This window comes from Paenibacillus sp. OSY-SE (assembly GCF_000283315.1).
GTDB lineage: Bacteria > Bacillota > Bacilli > Paenibacillales > Paenibacillaceae > Paenibacillus_B > Paenibacillus_B profundus.
In genome coordinates this window covers 97,402-117,036 of record NZ_ALKF01000193.1, presented here as the reverse complement: position 1 = coordinate 117,036, position 19,635 = coordinate 97,402, and the positions used below count along the sequence as shown (strand labels likewise).

General features: G+C 48.4%; 19 protein-coding genes and 1 pseudogene. 16 read left to right on the top strand and 4 right to left on the bottom strand.

Features of this window, described 5'->3' with window-relative positions:
* Nucleotides 1-133 precede the first annotated feature (133 nt).
* The 6 genes and pseudogenes from A372_RS0121420 to metG all read left to right on the top strand — a co-directional run bounded on the left by A372_RS0121420 (nt 134) and on the right by metG (nt 6,203).
* Complete coding sequence (locus A372_RS0121420; RefSeq protein WP_019422953.1) at nt 134-2,284, top strand: stalk domain-containing protein; 2,151 nt, start codon at nt 134-136, stop codon at nt 2,282-2,284.
* A gap of 149 nt (nt 2,285-2,433) precedes the next feature.
* Nucleotides 2,434-2,844 (top strand): annotated as a pseudogene (locus A372_RS0121415) (glycoside hydrolase family 3 C-terminal domain-containing protein); the annotation flags it as partial.
* 226 nt (nt 2,845-3,070) lie between these two features.
* Entirely contained in the window at nt 3,071-3,532 is a 462-nt protein-coding gene (locus A372_RS0121410; RefSeq protein ID WP_019422951.1) for a Fur family transcriptional regulator, read from the top strand.
* Entirely contained in the window at nt 3,529-3,795 is a 267-nt protein-coding gene (gene yidD / locus A372_RS36550; RefSeq protein WP_083858907.1) for a membrane protein insertion efficiency factor YidD, read from the top strand. The genes A372_RS0121410 and yidD overlap by 4 nt, the downstream gene beginning before the upstream one ends.
* A 179-nt stretch (nt 3,796-3,974) precedes the next feature.
* Nucleotides 3,975-4,097 carry a hypothetical protein gene (locus A372_RS39130; RefSeq protein WP_272943475.1) on the top strand — a complete coding sequence of 41 codons (123 nt, stop codon included), beginning with the start codon at nt 3,975-3,977 and terminating at the stop codon, nt 4,095-4,097.
* Between the two features lie 96 nt (nt 4,098-4,193).
* Nucleotides 4,194-6,203 (top strand): methionine--tRNA ligase, encoded by a 2,010-nt coding sequence (metG, locus tag A372_RS0121405; protein WP_019422950.1) that lies wholly within the window; start codon nt 4,194-4,196, stop codon nt 6,201-6,203.
* A 346-nt stretch (nt 6,204-6,549) separates the two neighbouring features.
* Here the strand turns inward: metG and A372_RS0121400 are convergent, their stop codons facing one another.
* Nucleotides 6,550-7,362, bottom strand: coding sequence for an undecaprenyl-diphosphate phosphatase (locus A372_RS0121400; RefSeq protein ID WP_019422949.1), 813 nt, complete (start codon nt 7,360-7,362; stop codon nt 6,550-6,552).
* Between the two features lie 285 nt (nt 7,363-7,647).
* On the opposite strand from A372_RS0121400, the gene A372_RS0121395 reads away from it, so the two are divergent.
* The 4 genes from A372_RS0121395 to A372_RS0121380 all read left to right on the top strand — a co-directional run bounded on the left by A372_RS0121395 (nt 7,648) and on the right by A372_RS0121380 (nt 11,179).
* Complete coding sequence (locus A372_RS0121395) at nt 7,648-8,649, top strand: metal ABC transporter substrate-binding protein (RefSeq protein ID WP_019422948.1); 1,002 nt, start codon at nt 7,648-7,650, stop codon at nt 8,647-8,649.
* Nucleotides 8,650-8,709: 60 nt separating this feature from the next.
* Nucleotides 8,710-9,456 (top strand): metal ABC transporter ATP-binding protein, encoded by a 747-nt coding sequence (locus tag A372_RS0121390; RefSeq protein ID WP_019422947.1) that lies wholly within the window; start codon nt 8,710-8,712, stop codon nt 9,454-9,456.
* 143 nt (nt 9,457-9,599) lie between these two features.
* A complete protein-coding gene (locus A372_RS0121385) occupies nt 9,600-10,403 on the top strand; it encodes a metal ABC transporter permease (RefSeq protein ID WP_026011199.1) in 804 nt (267 codons plus the stop codon).
* 59 nt (nt 10,404-10,462) lie between these two features.
* Entirely contained in the window at nt 10,463-11,179 is a 717-nt protein-coding gene (locus tag A372_RS0121380; RefSeq protein WP_019422945.1) for a cytochrome c biogenesis CcdA family protein, read from the top strand.
* A 62-nt stretch (nt 11,180-11,241) separates the two neighbouring features.
* On the opposite strand, the gene splB is transcribed toward A372_RS0121380, so the two are convergent.
* The gene (splB, locus tag A372_RS0121375) at nt 11,242-12,324 is read right to left on the bottom strand and encodes a spore photoproduct lyase (protein ID WP_019422944.1); all 1,083 of its coding nucleotides are present in this window, start codon (nt 12,322-12,324) and stop codon (nt 11,242-11,244) included.
* Between the two features lie 201 nt (nt 12,325-12,525).
* Between splB and mntR the strand changes: the two genes are divergently transcribed.
* The 3 genes from mntR (at nt 12,526) to A372_RS0121360 (ending at nt 15,765) form a co-directional block, all read left to right on the top strand.
* Nucleotides 12,526-12,951 (top strand): transcriptional regulator MntR, encoded by a 426-nt coding sequence (gene mntR, locus A372_RS0121370; RefSeq protein WP_019422943.1) that lies wholly within the window; start codon nt 12,526-12,528, stop codon nt 12,949-12,951.
* Between the two features lie 97 nt (nt 12,952-13,048).
* A complete protein-coding gene (locus A372_RS0121365; RefSeq protein ID WP_019422942.1) occupies nt 13,049-14,635 on the top strand; it encodes a family 10 glycosylhydrolase in 1,587 nt (528 codons plus the stop codon).
* 152 nt (nt 14,636-14,787) lie between these two features.
* A complete protein-coding gene (locus A372_RS0121360; RefSeq protein WP_019422941.1) occupies nt 14,788-15,765 on the top strand; it encodes a patatin-like phospholipase family protein in 978 nt (325 codons plus the stop codon).
* A 59-nt stretch (nt 15,766-15,824) separates the two neighbouring features.
* On the opposite strand, the gene A372_RS0121355 is transcribed toward A372_RS0121360, so the two are convergent.
* Nucleotides 15,825-16,118, bottom strand: a complete 294-nt coding sequence (locus A372_RS0121355; protein ID WP_019422940.1) for a hypothetical protein — start codon at nt 16,116-16,118, stop codon at nt 15,825-15,827.
* 24 nt (nt 16,119-16,142) lie between these two features.
* A complete protein-coding gene (locus A372_RS0121350; RefSeq protein ID WP_026011198.1) occupies nt 16,143-17,090 on the bottom strand; it encodes a DUF1385 domain-containing protein in 948 nt (315 codons plus the stop codon).
* Nucleotides 17,091-17,269: 179 nt separating this feature from the next.
* Between A372_RS0121350 and A372_RS0121345 the strand changes: the two genes are divergently transcribed.
* The 3 genes from A372_RS0121345 (at nt 17,270) to A372_RS0121335 (ending at nt 19,575) form a co-directional block, all read left to right on the top strand.
* The gene (locus tag A372_RS0121345) at nt 17,270-17,887 is read left to right on the top strand and encodes a YqhR family membrane protein (RefSeq protein ID WP_019422938.1); all 618 of its coding nucleotides are present in this window, start codon (nt 17,270-17,272) and stop codon (nt 17,885-17,887) included.
* A 116-nt stretch (nt 17,888-18,003) separates the two neighbouring features.
* Nucleotides 18,004-18,468 (top strand): type II 3-dehydroquinate dehydratase, encoded by a 465-nt coding sequence (gene aroQ / locus A372_RS0121340; RefSeq protein ID WP_019422937.1) that lies wholly within the window; start codon nt 18,004-18,006, stop codon nt 18,466-18,468.
* 30 nt (nt 18,469-18,498) lie between these two features.
* Complete coding sequence (locus A372_RS0121335; RefSeq protein ID WP_019422936.1) at nt 18,499-19,575, top strand: M24 family metallopeptidase; 1,077 nt, start codon at nt 18,499-18,501, stop codon at nt 19,573-19,575.
* The last annotated feature ends 60 nt before the right edge of the window (nt 19,576-19,635 follow it).

Here is a 19,635-nt window from a genome sequence, read left to right as displayed (position 1 = left end):
TTTTGCTGAAGAAAAACGATCGAAATTAGAAACTTTTTGTAAAGAAAAGCGTCTATAACTATGTTCAAACATACACAAAACGTAAATATGACACATACAAAAGTATATGATGGGTGAGGAGTAGGACGTAAACATGAAATCTTGGAAAAAACTTTTCATTACCTGCGTAGCTGCAGTGCAATTCATTACCGTTATCCCTATCGTTGCGGCTGAAGGGAATACAACGACAACCGATAATAAGCAAGTAACGAGCGAAATTACGCAAGAGGGAAGCAGCTCCATTCAGGGCGAGGTGGATGGCGGCACGGATACTGACCAGGATACTGACGAAGTAAAGGGTACCGTAGATGAGAATGGAAACAATAATGCGAATTCAACGAGCAATTCAGGAATCGGAGCCGGCGACGCTGGCAAAGATGTGCTCGTATTAATCGCGAACAGCAACCTGATGTATCAGGACGGCGCGGAATATAAATCACCGCAGCCTATCACTGTGAAAAAAGGCGTATCTTACATCGCATTGCGTTCTCTCGTCGAACGGTTCGGATTGCAAGTGAACTATGACAGCAAGACCAAAGAGACGATTATTGCAAGCGGCGATAAAGAGCTTCGTTATAAAGTGGGGAGCAGCAATTACCGCGTCAACGGGAAAGCAACCCAAATGAGCGGCGCTTCCTACATGCAAGAGGGAACGTTCATGGTTCCGATTACATCGGCTATGCAAGCATTCGAAATGCCGTATCAATGGGATAACAAGACGAAGCGCATCACCATCGAATTAAGCGCTCCGCCAATCGCGAAATTTAGTGTTAACGAGAAGGAAATCTTCGCGAAGCAGACACCAGTTACGGTCACGAATGAATCCAAATCTCCACGCGGCCTGCAAATCGTAGAAGAAGAATGGACCGGCCTGCAGGACTATTACGAAGATCCAGGCGTATATACGGTATCGCTTCGCGTGCGCGACGAGCGCGGTGAATGGAGTGCGCCTTACTCGGTAACGATTACGGTGTTGAAGCCGAACGAGCCGCCGGTAGCTAACTTCCAGACCGAGAAGACGACGTATAAAATGGGTGAATACATTCGCTACCAAGATGCAAGTACAGACGATGATGATGTCGCTGACCTGAAGCGGGAATGGACGAATAACAAGCCGGCTTTCTTCGAACCGGGCAACCATACCGTTACGTTAAAAGTAACCGACAAATACGGCCTTTCCAGCGAAATCTCACAAACGATTACGGTTACGAGCGAGACGCTGTACACGTTTGATGAGTTCAATAAAGTATACACTCCGGTCGGAGAAGTGTATCCTCACGACGGCAGTACCGTGCTTGGTCTGAAGCTTCTGAAGCCGGAATTTTCGGAAAATAACCGTACGCTGTACCGTTCGAACAGTCCGGAGAATGTTAAAAATAATGGTATTCTATACCAGGACAATGTGGCGGGCGGCGCCCGGATCTTTTTGCACCACATCAACAAAAAATCGAACAATCTTCAATTGTATATTATAGTGAAAAACATTTCGGATGACCCTGCTAATTTCACTGTCGAGCATTCTGGGCTGGCAGGCCCAAGCCCTTACCCTCAGCAAACAGGTAAGATGGCTTCTGTCCGCTACTTCGAGTCCTTTGAGAAAAATGATAAAGCGACCGAGATGCAACTGAAGCCAAATGAAACGAAGGTTGTCATTCCGGAATTGAATCAGCGTCCGTTAAAACCAGATGATACGTACACGTTGTATGCTGATTTCTATGGCAGCACCACGTTGGAATATACCGTAGTTGCGTTGGATGCGGATAAAGACGTATTGACCGAGCTGCCGAATCTGCAGCCGTTGGCTACGGACGAACATATTCGCGGCACGTACATTAATGCGGATCGCAACTTCACTGTCAGAGAGGAAGTAGGCAAGGGCGAACGCTTGGTGTTCGCAGATAAGATTAACGACAAAGACCTTACAGGCACTGACATGCTGACGTACCAGGATATGGTTAACAAAGGGAACTATGGTGTGCTCTATCGCGTGAAGCTGGAGAAGGTGGCGCCGCATACACTCATCGCTTTTAACTCCCGCGGAGGATCCTACTCGGGTGCGATGCTTGTAAACGGACAGACGGTGAACACGCCGAACCATGGACTGATCAGCGGTGTGGATGAAGCCAGCGTCGTATATCGTACGGGCGATTACGAGGAAAAGGTAGAAATTCTGTTCTCTCCGGCCGCAGGCAGCAACCTGCCTGTGAACTTGCTCTTCCTCCCGATGCCAAAACCGCGTTCATAACACGCGCTCAACGTAATGCAGCATTTTTGAATCGGCACTTATTCATCATTCATTAATCAAAGGACAGCTTAACGGCTGTCCTTTTGTTCACTCTCCCAGTAACTCCCTCTGGCAACCGCCCGTAGTATGAATCGATGAAACGGATGCACAACCGCTCCTACAAAGGAAAGTCGGTGACGCCGCAAAATACGTCGGATCTGCAGGCCATTCTGGAGACCAAAGCAAAGATGAAAGACAAGCCGGTGGTTGTGTCTCTCCTCCTGTCCACTCCAACGGTTGTGGCAGAATTCGAAGCAGAAGTGGATGCGATCGTTGTCAACTTCGGTGTTCAGGATCAGGCTATTCTAGAAGTGCTGACTGGAGCTGTTGAGCCGTCAGCTCTGCTTCCCATGCAGATGCCTGCGAACATGCAAACCGTAGAGGAACAATTCGAAGATGTCGCACACGACATGGAATGTCATGTGGACGCTGACAACCATGTGTTCGACTTTGGATATGGCCTCAATTGGAACGGTGTCATTCGAGACGAACGGACGGAACGATATAGCAGAACACGTTGAATCTACGCACTCGACGGTCTAGCCTGTGGTCGAATTTTTTTATATAGAAGAGCTTTCTTTGTGGTTTTGGTGTATCACCACTAACACTATCAAGGTTCAGGCTCTTTTTCCTCCTTATTTCCACACAAATATATATACGCCTCCAGTAAGCGCCTTCCTTGACTTTCCGCCAGCATTTGGAGCATTATAATAATAACCGGTTGTTGCATACAGAGGAGGAACTTCGATGCTGAGCACAGAGCAAATACTCGAAAAGATGGCCGAGCAGGGGTTGCGAATAACGGACCAGCGTCGAACTTTGGCGAAGTTGTTCGCGGATACCGACGGCTTTCTAACCCCGAAGGATGTCTATGATTTCATGGGAAAACGCTATTCCGGACTTAGCTTCGACACCGTATATCGCAATTTGCGTGTAATGCATGAATTAGGCGTATTAGAGCAAATTGTATTCGAGGATGGCGTGAAATTCCGTGTGCACTGTGCGGAAAGTCATCATCACCATCATATGATTTGCCTGCAGTGCGAGAAGACGTATCCGATTCATTTTTGCCCGATGCCATTAACGGATGTGCCTGAGAAATTCCAGGTCGTTAAGCATAAATTTGAGGTGTTCGGATATTGCGAAGCTTGTATGGATAAGGAACAAGAATCGAAAGCGAACGATGAAACGAAGGGCAGTGCATCATGACTTCGCCCGACGACGGCACGGCTTCAGCTCGTCCAAGATGGGTGACGAGAGCTTTTCAAGGTCCGGTGAGAGTGTACCGCAAATGGATCTCACCGCTTAAGCCACCGACGTGCCGATTCTATCCGACCTGTTCCGCCTATGCTATGGAAGCGTTGGAGGTTCATGGACCGTTGAAGGGCTCTTGGCTCACGATGAGGCGAATTGCAAGATGCCATCCCTTCAATCCCGGAGGCTTTGACCCAGTTCCGTCAAAGCGTCCTTGACAGGCGGACAATAGCTACGCTATATTGAGCATAGTTCTATTTTTGTTATCCTATACATGGAAAATATAAAAATCCGAAGAACGGATGAGTACGAAGAGTGTGCCATGACAGAGAGCCGGGATTGCTGCGAACCGGTATGGGAAGTCTTCCGAATATGGTCCTGGAGGAACCGCTTGCAAGTGCAGAATCATTTATGCACAAGCCTGTGGCGAGTCATTCTCGATATCGAATGGTTGACCGGCTCATCCGGTCACAATGAAGCTGTCGCTATTGGAGTTCACGCCGTCATATATCGGTCGTGATCGGAGCGGCAGAAAGTTGGGTGGTACCACGTGAGAATAAGCTCTCGTCCCAAAGCGGACGCGGGCTTTTTTTATTTTTGCTAGGAGGCTGTTATGATGACAAAGGCAGACAAGACGTTTTACATTACGACACCGATTTATTACCCGAGCGACAAGCTCCATATCGGTCATGCGTACACGACTGTAGCAGGTGACGCAATGGCGCGCTATAAGCGGCTCCGTGGCTTTGAAGTTCGGTATTTGACGGGAACGGATGAGCATGGACAGAAGATCGAGCGCAAAGCAGGGGAGACCGGCAAGACGCCGCAGCAATTCGTCGATGATATCGTAAGCGGAATTAAAGAGTTGTGGGGAAAGCTCGATATTTCGTATGACGATTTTATACGTACGACGGAAGAGCGGCATAAAAAGGTTGTGCAGGACATTTTTGACCAGCTGCTGAAGCAAGGCGACATTTACAAAGGCACGTACGAAGGATGGTATTGTACGCCTTGTGAAGCGTTCTTTACCGAGCGCCAGCTTGAGAACGGCAACTGCCCGGACTGTGGACGGCCGGTGGAACTGGTAAAGGAAGAAAGCTACTTCTTCCGGATGAGCAAATATGCGGATCAACTGTTAGCGTATTACGAAGCTCATCCTGATTTCATTCAACCGGAATCCCGCAAAAATGAAATGATTAACAATTTCATTAAGCCGGGGCTGGAAGATTTGGCGGTATCCCGCACTTCGTTCGACTGGGGTGTCAAAGTAAAGGATGATCCGAAGCATGTCGTCTATGTGTGGATCGATGCTTTGTCGAACTACATTACCGCGCTCGGATATGGCACAGACAACCCAGAGCTGTATGAGAAGTATTGGCCTGCGGACGTGCATCTGGTCGGCAAGGAGATTATCCGCTTCCATACGATTTATTGGCCGATTATGCTGATGGCGCTTGGACTTCCGCTGCCGAAGAAGGTATTTGGTCACGGCTGGCTGCTGATGAAAGACGGCAAAATGTCCAAGTCCAAAGGCAACGTCGTCGATCCGGTCATGCTGATTGACCGTTACGGGCTGGACGCGCTGCGCTATTACTTGCTGCGCGAGGTTCCGTTCGGCTCGGACGGAACGTTTACGCCGGAAGGGTTCGTGGAGCGCGTTAACTTCGACTTGGCCAATGACCTCGGCAACCTGCTGAACCGTACTGTTGCCATGATCGACAAGTATTTCGATGGTCACATTCCTGCCTATCAAGGACAAGTGACAGCATTTGATGGAGAATTGGCCAATGTTGCGGCGCAAACGGTGGATAAAGTGGAAGCAGCTATGGAAAATATGGAATTTTCCGTCGCGCTTACGGCGATCTGGCAATTTATTAGCCGGACGAACAAATATATCGATGAGACGCAGCCATGGGTGCTGGCAAAGGATGAAGCGAAGGCTGGCGATCTGGCGTCAGTTATGACGCATTTGGCAGAAAGCTTGCGCATCGCGTCGATTCTTCTACAGCCGTTCTTGACGCAAGCTCCTGCCAAGGTATGGGCGCAGCTTGGGCTGCAAGCCGGCGAGAGCACGCTATGGGATGCGGCGCGCACATTCGGCGTAATCGCTGACGGGACGAAGGTCGTCAAAGGGGAGCCTATCTTCCCGCGCCTTGACGTAGAGACGGAAGTGGCTGCCATTGCCGAAGCGATGAGCGGAGGCAAGAAAGAGGGAGAAGCGCCTTCAGGCACGCAAGCAGCTGCGGTGGAGAAAGCAACGACTGATGCGAAGCCGGAAGCAGGCACGCCGGAGGATGCGAAGGCAGAGATTGCGATCGACGACTTCGCGAAGGTGGAGCTGCGCGTCGCCCAAGTTACGCATTGTGAGCCCGTTCCTAAGGCCGATAAGCTGCTTCGCTTAGAGCTTGATCTCGGCTACGAGCAACGCCAGGTCGTATCTGGCATTGCGCAGTATTATAAGCCGGAGGAGCTCGTAGGCCGCAAAGTGATTTGCGTGGTGAACCTGAAACCGGTGAAGCTGCGCGGCGTACTGTCTCAAGGCATGATTTTGGCGGCATCCAAGGATGGCCAATTGACGCTCGCCATGGTTCCGGACGCCATGCCAAACGGCGCGATCGTGAAGTAGAATTATAGTTGTGACGAAGATGGTGGGGCAGAGAGTGATTTCTGCTCTGCCATTTTTTTCGGTTTTAGCCAGGACCCAATTGGAAAATATACAGTGAAATGAACGAACTAGACGGCTAAAAGTCATGTGTACTGCATTTTATCCTGCGGATTCGGCTGCTCTTCGATGATTGCCGCGTTGTACGTGTCCATTGACTGGATGAATTCCAATGTAACCTATCGTAAAGATGTACATGCTCCTTTTCTACTGGACGAAATCCAATGGCGGCAAATAAAAAAGAGGCTGTTCCTCAGGTGCTTCAGACCTGTCGGGACAGCCTCTTTTGACTGCAATGCGATTAGTAATGCTAGTTCAAGAAGAATAGCACGAACAATCCGGCGAAGACGCAGTATACGGAGAACCATTTCAGATTGCCGCGCGCCATTAAGCCCATGAACCACTTCAATGCAAAGTAGGAAGCGACGAAGGAACAAATAAAAGCGAGCAAATAAGGACCGATCAATTGACCCATCATAGGGTCCTTTATCATGTCTTTCCCTTCAAGTATCATACTTCCCACACTGACCGGGATATAAAGGAAGAAAGAAAAGCGCAGTGCCGTTTCCTGCTTCCATCCTAATGCCATGGCAGCCACTATCGTGGCCCCGGAACGGCTGATCCCGGGAATGAGCGCAACGGATTGCGCCAAACCGACGATGAACGTTTCCCCGAAGGACAAGTCTTTGTCCCCTTTGCGCCCGCGCAAATTGCGAATGAGCCATAATGCGAGAGCGGTGATGAGCAGGGTAGCGCCAATAATCTTTAATCCTTTGAATACATCGGCAATCGTATCTTTAAATACAACGCCGATGACACCTGCAGGAATCGTAGCAAGAATTAAATAGACGACAAACATAAAGTCCGATTTTGCATCCGGATCGCGTTTAAAAATGAAGCGGAACGTATTTATAGCCAGTCTGACAATATCTTTGCGATAAATGAGCAAAATAGCTAACAAGGATGCAAAGTTGACGAGCACTTCAAAGCTGAGTCCTTCCATATGTAACCCAAACAACTTTTCGGCAATTACCAAATGTCCGCTCGATGATACCGGAATCGGTTCCGTGAACCCTTGCACCAAACCGAGCACTGCATATTTAAGCCAATCCAACCATTCCAAAAATATTCACTCCCTAATTAGATGCAGTTCAAAAAGCCCTCTTTTGAACACGCAATATTAATAAATTGCTTGTCTGCTAGATTAAGAGACACGTAATCATCTTATAATCGTGGCTAGATAGTTGTCAAAGTCAGAAGGGGGATGAATTGAAAAAGGGGATTGACAATAGAATTAACCACGCCTATAATCTTAATAGTAATAATTACGAAGAAGATAGAACACCTTGCTCACTCATACATATGAGCATAGGAGAGGAAATTAGAGGAATGGAAAGGAAGTTAAGCAATGAATCTACGTACTCCTACCCACATTCGTAAACTGGCAGTGCTGGTGTGCAGCTTCATGCTCGTGCTGGCCGGCTGCGGGAACGGCGCTCAGCAGGGCATCGTCGAGGGCAAAGTCAATGTCGTTACGAGCTTTTATCCGATCTATTATATGGTTAATGAAATAGGCGGCGAACATGTGAATGCCATTAATTTAATTCCTGCTGGTGTCGAGCCGCATGATTGGACGCCAAAAAGCCGCGATTTGCAAAATGCGTCAAAGTCCCAGCTGCTCATGGTGAACGGAGCCGGATTTGAAGGCTGGCTAGACGATTTCGTGAAAGGATTGGATTCCACGTCGACAATTAAGACGATCGAGGTAAGCAAGGGCGTTGCTCTCATTGAAGCGGACGGCGCTCATGAAGAATCCGTTGATCATGCCCATGAGGAAGGGCATGAGGATGGCGATGCAGAGGGTCATGAGCATGACCACGACCATGGCAGCACTGACCCGCACACTTGGGTGAGTCCGAAATCGGCGCTCGTAATGGCGAAAAATGTGAAAGTTGCGCTCGTGCAGGAAGATGCGGCGCACCAAGCTGAGTATGAGAGTAATTATGAAAAGCTGAAATCGAAGCTTGAAGCTATCGATGCCAAATACGAAGAGTCGTTGAAAAATGTGAAGCATCGTGATATCGTCGTATCCCATCACGCATTTGGATATTTAAGCCGTGATTATGGATTGATTCAGCATGCAATTATGGGGATTACGCCGGATGCGGAACCAAGAGCGCAAGATTTGCTGCGGTTATCGAAGCTGGTCCAAGAGAAAGGGCTTAAATACGTGTTTTTCGAAGAGTTGGTGTCGGATCAATTGGCAAAAACGTTAGCAAGCGAAGCGAAAGCCGATATCCTGGTGCTGAGTCCGCTCGAAGGGCTGACGAAAGAACAGGCGGATGCGGGCGACAACTATTTGACGTTGATGGAACGCAATTTGCAAAATCTCCTTCTCGCGTTACAATAAGAATGGACGTTCAACGCGGTCTCTTATACAGCTTGAACGAGGAAGCGAGATGAATCGAGGATGAATACGATTGACACCTGTCATGAGCAGGTGATTTCATTAGAGCACGTAGGATTTGGATATGAAGGACAGCAAGTATTTCAAGATGTGAATTTTACGGTATATGAGCGGGATTTTGTCGGTGTCATCGGAACGAACGGTGCGGGCAAGACCACGTTGCTTCGATTATTGGTTGGGTTGCTGCGTCCCTCATCGGGCGAGGTTAAGCTATTCGGCACACCGATTCAACGGTTCAAAGAATGGGAGCGGATTGGCTATGTCCCGCAGAAAAACTCGTTCAATCCACTCTTTCCGGCTACCGTTATGGAAGTGGTGCAGTCCGGGATGTATAACCGGAGCCGCTTGTTCCGGCGACTGACCAAAGAAGACATCAATCAGTCAAAAGACGCACTGCGTGCGATGCGGATCGAGGACCTGGCACACAAGCGCATCGGGCAGTTGTCAGGCGGACAGCAACAGCGTGTGTTTCTCGCCAGAGCGATGGTGAATAAGCCGGAGTTGCTCATTCTTGACGAACCGACGGTTGGAATAGATGCACAAACGCAAAAGGAATTTTTCAATTTATTACAGCATCTTCACGAGCATCATCATATGACGTTCATTATGGTGTCGCACGATCTGGATCTGGTCAATTCGTGGTTGGGCAGTGATCCGAAGGGAACGTGCGGCAAGCTTAATTTCTATGTCAAGCATTCGCACAATGTGGAGTGTGTGGAACCAGATTTAACACACGGCGTGCTCAGTTAAGAGTAACGCCGTGTTGCACTTGGATTGAATTTAAGGGGTAGTTCAAAAAGCCCTCCTTTTATCACGAAGCAGGGTTCTTGCAACCTTTTCGGTGCTGAAAAGTGGTCTTTTTGAACACGTATTTAAAGGGGTCGTTACGATTGTTGGATATTATCAGTTCTGAATTTTTTCAACGGGCGCTTATCGGTGGTTTGCTTATTGGAGTGACCGGGCCGTTAATGGGAATGTTCCTTGTGCTGCGCCGTTTATCGATGATCGGCGACACGCTTGCGCACGTAACGATAGCCGGCGTAGCGCTCGGCTTTTTGCTCGGTGTGTATCCTCTAGCTATGGGGATCGTATTTGCGCTTCTCGGTGCGGTAGCGATTGAGAAGCTTCGCAAAGCGTACAAAACCTATGCCGAATTGTCCATCGCGGTTATTATGTCAGGCGGGGTAGCGCTGGCTTCGTTATTTTTTACGCTCGGTATGAGCTTTAATGCAAATGTGACCAATTATTTGTTCGGAAGCATTTATACACTGAACAGCACGGACTTGACGGTCGTTGGAGTCGTTACGGCCATTGTCATTATATTTATGCTTATCTTCTTCAAAGAGATGTTCATGCTGACGTTTGACGAAGATGCAGCAGCCGTCAATGGCTTGCCGGTACGCTGGCTCAATTTAGCCGTAACCGTGCTGACCGCACTCGTCATCAGCGCAGCGATTAAGATTGTGGGGGCTCTGCTCGTATCCGCATTATTGACGATCCCGGTCGCCACGAGCCTGTTAGTCGCCAGAGGCTTCAAGCAAGCGGTCATTACGTCTGTGTTGGTGGCAGAGTTCGCCGTCGTTGCTGGACTGCTGACAGCAGGTATTTGGAATTTGGCACCAGGGGCAACGATTGTCCTTCTGCTCATTGCCGTGTTAATATTGACCTTAGTAATACGCCGCGGGGTAAAAGTATAACGGTGCTTGCATGACGAAATACTGCTCTATGCAAGCTTGAGCGGGAGGAGGCGGTTTCAATGGCGGATATTACGGTGTGGATTGCATTTTGGGCGGGAGTGGTATCATTTATTTCTCCCTGCTGCTTGCCGTTGTATCCTTCGTACATTTCGATTATTACCGGAATGTCGGTCAATGAGTTGAAGAATGAGCAGAACACGCGGGCAGTCAGATGGAAGACGATGACACATACGCTGTTCTTCATTCTCGGAATTAGCGTTGTGTTCTACACGTTAGGACTGAGTGCCACCTTCTTGGGATCCTTTTTGTCCCAATACAGGGATGTGGTGCGGCAAATTTCAGCGATATTGATTTTGGTGATGGGGCTCATCTTACTCGGTATATTCCGTCCGCAGATGCTCATGAAGGATTGGAAGCTCGATGTCAGCAAAAAAGGGGGCTATTTCGGTTCGTTCTTATTCGGAATGGGCTTCTCAGCAGGCTGGTCGCCTTGTGTAGGGCCGATTTTGGGGGCCATTTTTTCTCTGACCGCCTCAGAGCCCAGCATGGGCATCTTAATGACCACAGCTTACTGCATCGGATTCGGTTTGCCGTTTTTTATTTTATCGTTCTTTATTGGTTCGACCCGCTGGCTTACGAAATATTCCGGTATCATGATGAAAGTAGGCGGTGGCATCATGATCATAATGGGAGTGCTACTCTTTACGGATCATTTGAACCAGCTCAATATTTGGCTGCAGCAAATTACGCCTGATTGGTTGCGAAATCTTACATAGACATTCATTAACCGATAGACCGTGTGCTCTTATTCCTACTAAGAGCACACGGTTTTTTTTCATCACGTGAAGTAAAGGATGCGGGAAGTCGGGAAATGCTCGTAAATTTGTTCCGAAATGAATGACTTTAACACGCCGGCCTTCTCATCCGGATAAACATATTTCCCTTGTCCCCAACGGCCCCATTTGTACTTGCGTTCCTCTTCTTTCATTTCAAGCTTGCTCTTCGGATAACGCTTCTCTATGACAGATTTGGCTGTTTTCGTGAAGCGGTGCTGGATGAGCTCAAACGTCAAGTCCCATTTCGCTTCCTCCGGCAATGATTGCGCTAGTCGCTTAATCAAAGTTGTATATCCGTCCTCCCAGCCTTCATACCAATAAATTGGTGCGATGATAAAGCCTAACGGGTAACCGGCACGAGCGATTTTGCCTGCAGCTTCGATACGCTCCTCGAAGCGTGAGGTTCCAGGTTCGAATTGGTGTATGACATAATCGGCATTCACACTGAAGCGGACGTCTGTGCGGCGATTATGATTCAGGTGAAGCAGGGGTTCAACATGATGATACTTGGTGACGAAGCGAAGGCGTCCGAATTCCTCCTGTCCCATTCTTTCGATCAGATCAGACAAGCTGCCTGTAATGTGTTCGAGACTTAACGGGTCGGATGTACACGACGCTTCGAACCGTGTAACCTCAGGCTTTCTTTCTTCGATATAACGCTTTGCCGCATTCCACACGTCATCTGTATTGACATATACCCGTATATATGGCTTGGCGCCTAGCGTTGTTTGCAAGTAACAATAATGGCAATGCCCGATGCAGCCTGTTCCGATAGGAATTGCATATTCCGCCGATGGTTTAGATTGATCGAAATGTAATGTTTTGCGCACACCGACAACAAGCGTGCGTTTGGCGATTCGATATTTCTCTACATCGGTTTCTCCGGGCAAATTAGTAATTCGGTTATGAGAGGTGGTCATTTGATACTCAATCCCTTGCGCTGTGACCCAATCCATAATTTGCTTGCCTTTCGGATAATCTAACGCATCTGGTTCAAAATAGACGAGCTCTGGCACGAATTTCAACGTGGCGCGAGGGGAGCGGCTTGTGGTGGCGGAGGCCGGAACAACCTTCTGGGTTGGCATACGCATATCCTCCCTTCCTTTTGTATTAGCAATGTGTGTGCAGTCCAATATAGTTTGTGTATTCGAAGTGGAGTAATCGACTGGTAAATGTCGTATTTACGGGGAAGGTTGAACTTGTTCGAGAAACAATGTAAACTTAGAGGTGCACTATTCTGCTCCGGCTGGAGTTTTTTTAATGTGGAATGAAATGAGGGAATCTTGATGCCTACACCAAGCATGGAGGATTATTTGGAGCGCATCTATAAACTGATCGACGAAAAGGGCTACGCTCGCGTATCAGACATCGCGGAAGGACTGGAGGTACATCCGTCATCCGTAACCAAGATGATTCAGAAACTCGATAAAGATCAATATCTCATATATGAAAAATATCGGGGCCTTGTTCTTACGAGCAAAGGAAAGAAGATCGGTAAGCGCTTGGTTGACAGACACCAGCTGCTCGAGCATTTTTTAGAGTTGATTGGAGTGCAGGACGAGCATATTTATACAGATGTGGAAGGAATCGAGCATCACTTAAGCTGGGATTCGATTACTTGCATTGAAGCGCTGGTTGAATACTTCCAACGTGATCCGGAACGAGTGGCAGCGTTGAACAGCGTGCGCAGTGAATTGGAAGTTGAATCGTAAAACATCTGTTTCAAGCGAAACAGATGTTTTATTTTTTGCGTCTAATACAAGGAGAGCAGTTTTTACTCATCACATGTAAGGGAGAGGGTTACGGATCATGAACAATGTCAAACGAATACTGATGGGCACATGCGCAGCGATGATGCTGAGCACGTCGCTGCCTGTGCTTGCGGCAGCGGCAGCCGACGATGTAAGCATCTTCGTCAATCAGCGCCGTCTGGAGACGGATGCAGCGCCCTATATCGTTCCGGGCAAAAATGTGACAATGCTGCCTTTTCGGGCCGTCGGGGAAGCGATTGGAGCGGGAGTCGACTGGGACCCAACTAATAGGCAGGTAGAGTTCCGCAAGGACGGCACCGTAATCAAGTTAACGTTGGGCAGCAGCTTGGCGGATGTAAACGGTGAAAATAAGGAATTGGATGTCGGCGCCACGATGAATGCGGGCCGCACGATGGTTCCTCTTCGGTTCATTAGTGAAAATGTCGGCGTGTCGGTTAATTGGGACAAGAACACACGAACGGTTACGCTAGTGACTGGGAGCAGCAGCGAGGATGTCGGCGAAGAAATCCATATGGACGGCTTGAAAGGAACATGGATATCGACGGTTTACAATATCGATTGGCCGCAAGATCCGCGCAAGTCCGGCTTTAACGCCGAGCAGCAGAAGCAGCAATATGTCGATATGCTGGACAAGCTGAAGCAGATGGGAATGAATGCCGTATTTGTTCAGGTTCGCCCGACATCGGACGCCTTTTACCCATCGAAGCTTCTGCCATGGTCGGAATGGCTGACAGGCAAACAGGGACAAGACCCGGGTTATGATCCGCTCGCCTTCATGGTAGAAGAGACTCATAAACGAGGGATGGAGTTTCACGCTTGGTTTAATCCGTATCGCATTAGCGTTCAAGGCAATCTTGATAAACTTGTTGATGATCATCCGGCGAAGCAGCATCCGGAATGGGTCGTCAAACATAGCGGCAAGCTGCTGTATAATCCAGGCGTACCGGAAGCAAGAAGCTTCATTGCGAATACGATTATGGAGGTCGTGACACAGTATGACATCGACGGCGTTCATCTGGACGATTACTTCTATCCGTACGGTGAAGATAAGGAACCGTTCAAGGATGAGGATACATACCGCAAATACAACAAAGTATTCAATAACAAAGCGGATTGGCGGCGAAGCAATGTCAATCAATTCGTGCAGACGCTGAGCGAGGACATTAAAGCGTCGAAACCGCAAGTAAAATTCGGTATCAGCCCATTCGGCGTCTGGCGGAACTCCAGTGCTGATCCGACAGGCTCAGCAACGAAAGCAGGGGTAAGCAGCTATGACAATTTATATGCAGATACGAGAACGTGGATTAAGAATGGTTGGATCGACTATATCGCTCCGCAAGTATATTGGCATATCGGACATACGGCCGCTTCATACGATACGCTTGTAGATTGGTGGGTCAAAGAAACGGCGGGTACCGGCGTTGATTTATATATCGGACATGCCGCTTATAAATTGACAGATGCGAAGGAGAAGGACTGGAGCAGTGCGGATGTGCTCGTAAAACAGCTTGATTACAACAAGCAATACAATAATATCGCAGGCAGCATTTTCTTTAGCGCTACAGATTTAATGAAGAACACGAAGCAGGTATCGGATCGTTTACAGCAATATTATAAACAATAATAATTTTATCGCGTCTAGCTTGAAACGTGACCTTATTTAAACGCATTTCAATGGTAATCATAATTTTTTATTAAAGTTGTAACGGGAAATGGACATATCCTCCTCCCGCCGTGCATACATAACAGTAGGCAGGCGGGAAGGGGTCATGGGCGATGTACATTAATGCCGTATTTGAGGGCGGAGGCGTTAAGGGCATTTCGTTAGCAGGCGCAGTTCGTGCGGCGGAGTTGAACGGTATCCGATTCAGGCACGTCGCAGGGACCTCCTCTGGATCCGTCGTCGCTGCGTTGATCGCAGCCGGTTATTCGGCTGAAGAATTGCAGCGGCTCATTTTGGATATGCCCTTCTCATCGTTTTTACAGCGTGCACCCATTTTTCAAGTGAAGTGGATTGGACCTGCAGCCAGATTGCTGTTCAAGAAGGGGCTATATTCTGGTGAACGGCTGGAGCAGTGGATTCATGCTTGTCTATTGAAAAAAAACATCCGCACCTTCGGCGATTTGAAGAACAATCAGCTTCGTATAATCGCTTCGGATATTTCGAATGGCCGTCTGCTGGTCTTGCCTGACGATATCAAACAGTATGGCATTGAGCCAAATCAAATGCTTATCAGCCAGGCGGTTCGAATGAGCACAAGCATTCCGTACTTTTTTGATCCTGTCATCATTCGCTATGCCCATCATACTCCGCGCGGACGCAGCAAGCCGTTCAATAAGCAGTTCGCCTATATTGTCGACGGCGGGATGCTAAGCAACTTTCCGTTGTGGCTGTTCGACGATGAGCGCGATCCGAAGACGAGGCGCATCATGCCGACGATCGGGTTCCAAATGGTGGGGAAGAAAGAAAATCAGCCCAACCGGATTACAGGGCTTATTACGATGCTGCAGGCGATGTTCGAAACGATGATGTCGGCTCATGATCAGCGTTATATCGATAAACAGAATCGGTTTCGCACCATTAAAATCCCGACGCTTGGCATCGGAACGACGGAATTCGATTTGACGCTAAAAGAAAGCATGGCGTTGTACGAATCCGGCCTGAGTGCGGGGACGAAATTTTTTGACGAGTGGGATTACGGCAATTACGAACAAATGTATCAAGCGTTCTGCACGAAGGTTATCAAAGTATAGACACGCAACAAAAAGACAGCGCAGCATCGGAATTTCCCGTCTGCTGCGCTGTCTTTTGTTTATTTCGATTGCTTCTTCGTTTCTTTTGACTTTTGTCCGTCAATGACACGCAGCGATGCCTGTGAACGGCTGCGCACGCGCTTTTTTGACTGTGTTCCTTTTAGCTTCGCTTCTGTCTGAGCAGACTTCTTCATTCTCGGGGTGTTGCGCTTCGGTCCGAATCGGTAGAGCAGCCAAATCACTGCAATAAGCACAATAGGGATGAGGACGTATAGCGGATCCTGCCTAAAGCTACTAAATATACCGATTCCGACGAATAGGACGAGTACATATAATAACCAACGTGGAGCCATCGTCTTCATCCCTTTCGCTTGGGTTTAGGAAGCTTCTTTATTGCTTACCAGTTCTTTATCCAATTCACGCATACGGTTAAAGGAAGCAATGGATACTTCAACCTGGTCATCCTCAGGCTGCTTTGTCGTCAAGAGCTGCAGCCACAGACCAGGATATCCGAGCCAACGCAAGACAGGGACGTCTCGCAGCGCATTGGTCAGCCGCAAAAATTCGTATGATATGCCAATGACGACCGGAATAAGCAGCAGGCGCGGATACACGCGCTCCCATAAGTTATCATATGGGATGAATGAGTAAATCACGACACCAATAATGACGGATAAGATAATAAAGCTGCTGCCGCAGCGGTAATGCAATGTATTGAACTTCTGAACGTTCTTCACTGTCAGGTCAACGCCTGCTTCATAGGCAGTAATAACCTTATGCTCTGCTCCGTGGTACTGGAACAATCGCTTAATGATCGGTGTCTTGGCAATCAGCCATAGGTAGCCGAGCAGAAAGGCGATTTTGATAAGACCTTCAATCAATGTGTGCACGACACGGTTGTCGAATGCCTTGCCGAGCAGCAATTCTTCAATTATGGCAGGAACGGCAGTGAAGATGATCTTGCTGAATACGAGCGACAATACGCCGACTACCGCCACACCGACAATCATTGCCAGATTCCACTTGGACTCTTGCTTGTCTTGCGGATTCGCTTCCGGGCCTTCCTCATCTTCCGCATACTTCTCTGCAGCGTAATTCAAATGTTGATACCCTTTGGCACTGGCGTCAAAGATGCCCACAATGCCGCGGATGAACGGAATCTTCTTCAGCTTATTCATCCAGGGCTTATCTTGCCGCGGAACTTCGTAAAAAGTAATCTCGTTATTTTTACGTCGAACGGCCGTCACATTTACATGTCTGCCGGCGAACATTACGCCTTCAATAACGGCCTGTCCTCCGTAATTTGCTTTTGTTTCTTGAGACAATCGTTTCACCATCCTTAATTGTGCATTCCCGATAAATCCAAATTGTAATAATTTTATTGTAACGAATTTCTTTGCCGTTTTCCACACCATGATTGTACTCATGATTGTAATCTATAATTCTACAGTGGAGCATACTACATGCAAACGAAAGATCGCACATGAGAGGTGGGCTTCAACGGATGAATCAGCAGCAAGCTAGACAGGTAAGACAGCAGAAGCGGACGAACCCATTAAAATTTGCGCTTCAGCTCGGATTTTTTGCAGGGTTGATATGGGGGGGCTTGCATTGGCTATCTTATTTGTTTCAATTTACAATCGTTGTACCTGGCTTTCTGGTTGAACCTTTTTACAAGCATGAGTACTTGACTACGATAAAGGGGCAGGCTGCAGGTCTGGTTTTCTTTATCTTCTTCTCTATAGCGGCAGCCATTTTGTATACATTGTTCATGCGGAAGATTCCAGGTCCATGGGCAGGCATGTTGTATGGGCTGGCATGGTGGTTTCTGCTATTTGTCGCTATTGGTCCGTGGATAGGGCTCATGCCTCCCGTACGGCAGACAACGTGGAATACGATTTGGACGGAAGCCTGCACCATGCTTTTATGGGGGCTGTTCATTGGATATACGGTTGCTACAGAATTCAATGATGAACGATTGCGTGAGCCCGATGATGCCAAATCGCAAAAACAAGGCAGTAATCAAGGCGGCGATCAGGGACCGACCTCTGGGAGCAATGATAAGTCTGGCGGCGGCTACGGCTCAAATTCGGAAGGGAAGCAGCCTGAACCGGTCATGTGAATCCATGAAATGGTTTTCATTCAACTTTATGCTTTAGTTCTTCTCATTTCTTGCTTCGTATGATAAAATACGTGAGGATTCGTCTGTTGACGATACGCTGGAGAGGTGGGATCTGCTTGGCTTGCTATTTGGTACTGAACGGTCCGAACTTAAATATGCTCGGCATTCGAGAGCCAGGTGTCTACGGCAGCGAATCGTTAGCTGCGATTGAAGCACGGCTTGAACAAATGGCGCAGGAGATGGACGTTCAATTAGAGACGTTCCAGAGCAATCACGAAGGCGCAATCATTGACCGCATCCACGCTGCTTACGGCAAATGTGACGGCATTATGATCAACCCTGGAGCGTTAACACATTATAGTTATGCACTGCGGGACGCCATCAGCACCGTAAGTATTCCGACCGTAGAAGTTCATATGTCCAACATACATAAGCGTGAGGAATTCCGTCACGTCTCGGTAACTGCACCCGTCGTTGTCGGTCAGATCGCTGGATTTGGGTCGCTTAGCTATGAATTGGGGTTAATCGCATTGCACCGTTATGTGTCTTCGCATACGGCTGCGGCCCCGTCCGAAACGTAAATATGAAGTGCGTCAGGAGATGATGAGAAGATGAGCCAACCACGATTGACTCGATTAAGACATGCAATGGAGACGAAAGGCTTGGAAGCTATGTTCATCGCGAGCGCGGTGAATCGAAGCTACTTGTCCGGATTTACAGGCTCAGCTGGTTACGTCGTCATTACGAAAGACCGCGCCGTGTTCATGACCGATTTCCGTTATACGACGCAAGCCTCCGAGCAAGCGAAGGAATTCGAGGTTGTTGAACATGCGCTTCGGATGACGGATACGCTGAAGCAGCTTCTGTCGGAAATGAATATTAAGCGGCTCGGCTTCGAGCAGGATCATGTGACTTATTCGACTTATACTTCTTATCAGGAGCAATTGAAGCCTGTGGAACTCGTGCCAGTCAGCGGTATTATCGAAGATCTGCGTATGATTAAGGATGCCGATGAACTGGCTGTCATGCGAGAAGCAGCGCAGCTTGCAGATAAGACGTTCAGTCACATCCTGAACTTCATCAAGCCGGGTGTGAGTGAGAAGGAATTAGCGTTGGAGATGGAATTCTTCATGCGCAAAAACGGCGCGACATCGAGCTCCTTCGACACCATTGTCGCTTCCGGCGAGCGTTCCGCCTTGCCGCACGGCGTGGCAAGCGACCGCATCATTCAAGGCAATGAATTCATCAAATTCGACTTTGGTGCGCTGTATAAAGGGTACTGCTCTGATCTGACCCGCACCGTCGTGCTCGGGACACCGAGCGACAAGCATAACGAGATTTACAGTATCGTGCTTGAAGCGCAGCTGAAGGCGCTAGAGCACATCCGCCCGGGAATGACGGGCCGCGAAGCTGATGCTCTCGCGCGCGATGTTATCAATGGATATGGTTACGGAGACAATTTCGGTCACAGTCTGGGACATGGCTTGGGCATGGAAATTCATGAGTTTCCAAGAGTGGCTCATACTAGCGATCAGGTGTTAACTCCCGGTATGACCGTAACGGTGGAACCTGGCATTTACTTGCCTGGATTCGGCGGGGTGCGAATCGAAGACGATATCGTCATCACGGACAACGGGATTGAAATAATAACACAATCCACGAAACAACTGCTCGTATTAGACATGTAATGACCGATTCGGCAGTGCGGGTTCGGCATGGCCTTACGCAGGCAATGGATGAACCCGCTT

Excerpts from the sequence above, each read along its gene's own strand:
- A372_RS0121420 (WP_019422953.1), top strand. The coding sequence starts at position 134 with ATGAAATCTTGGAAAAAACTTTTCATTACCTGCGTAGCTGCAGTGCAA.
- A372_RS0121410 (WP_019422951.1), top strand. The coding sequence starts at position 3,071 with ATGCTGAGCACAGAGCAAATACTCGAAAAGATGGCCGAGCAGGGGTTG.
- yidD (WP_083858907.1), top strand. The coding sequence starts at position 3,529 with ATGACTTCGCCCGACGACGGCACGGCTTCAGCTCGTCCAAGATGGGTG.
- metG (WP_019422950.1), top strand. The coding sequence starts at position 4,194 with ATGACAAAGGCAGACAAGACGTTTTACATTACGACACCGATTTATTAC.
- A372_RS0121395 (WP_019422948.1), top strand. The coding sequence starts at position 7,648 with ATGAATCTACGTACTCCTACCCACATTCGTAAACTGGCAGTGCTGGTG.
- A372_RS0121390 (WP_019422947.1), top strand. The coding sequence starts at position 8,710 with ATGAATACGATTGACACCTGTCATGAGCAGGTGATTTCATTAGAGCAC.
- A372_RS0121380 (WP_019422945.1), top strand. The coding sequence starts at position 10,463 with ATGGCGGATATTACGGTGTGGATTGCATTTTGGGCGGGAGTGGTATCA.
- splB (WP_019422944.1), bottom strand. The coding sequence starts at position 12,324 with ATGCCAACCCAGAAGGTTGTTCCGGCCTCCGCCACCACAAGCCGCTCC.
- mntR (WP_019422943.1), top strand. The coding sequence starts at position 12,526 with ATGCCTACACCAAGCATGGAGGATTATTTGGAGCGCATCTATAAACTG.
- A372_RS0121365 (WP_019422942.1), top strand. The coding sequence starts at position 13,049 with ATGAACAATGTCAAACGAATACTGATGGGCACATGCGCAGCGATGATG.
- A372_RS0121360 (WP_019422941.1), top strand. The coding sequence starts at position 14,788 with ATGTACATTAATGCCGTATTTGAGGGCGGAGGCGTTAAGGGCATTTCG.
- A372_RS0121355 (WP_019422940.1), bottom strand. The coding sequence starts at position 16,118 with ATGGCTCCACGTTGGTTATTATATGTACTCGTCCTATTCGTCGGAATC.
- A372_RS0121345 (WP_019422938.1), top strand. The coding sequence starts at position 17,270 with ATGAATCAGCAGCAAGCTAGACAGGTAAGACAGCAGAAGCGGACGAAC.
- A372_RS0121335 (WP_019422936.1), top strand. The coding sequence starts at position 18,499 with ATGAGCCAACCACGATTGACTCGATTAAGACATGCAATGGAGACGAAA.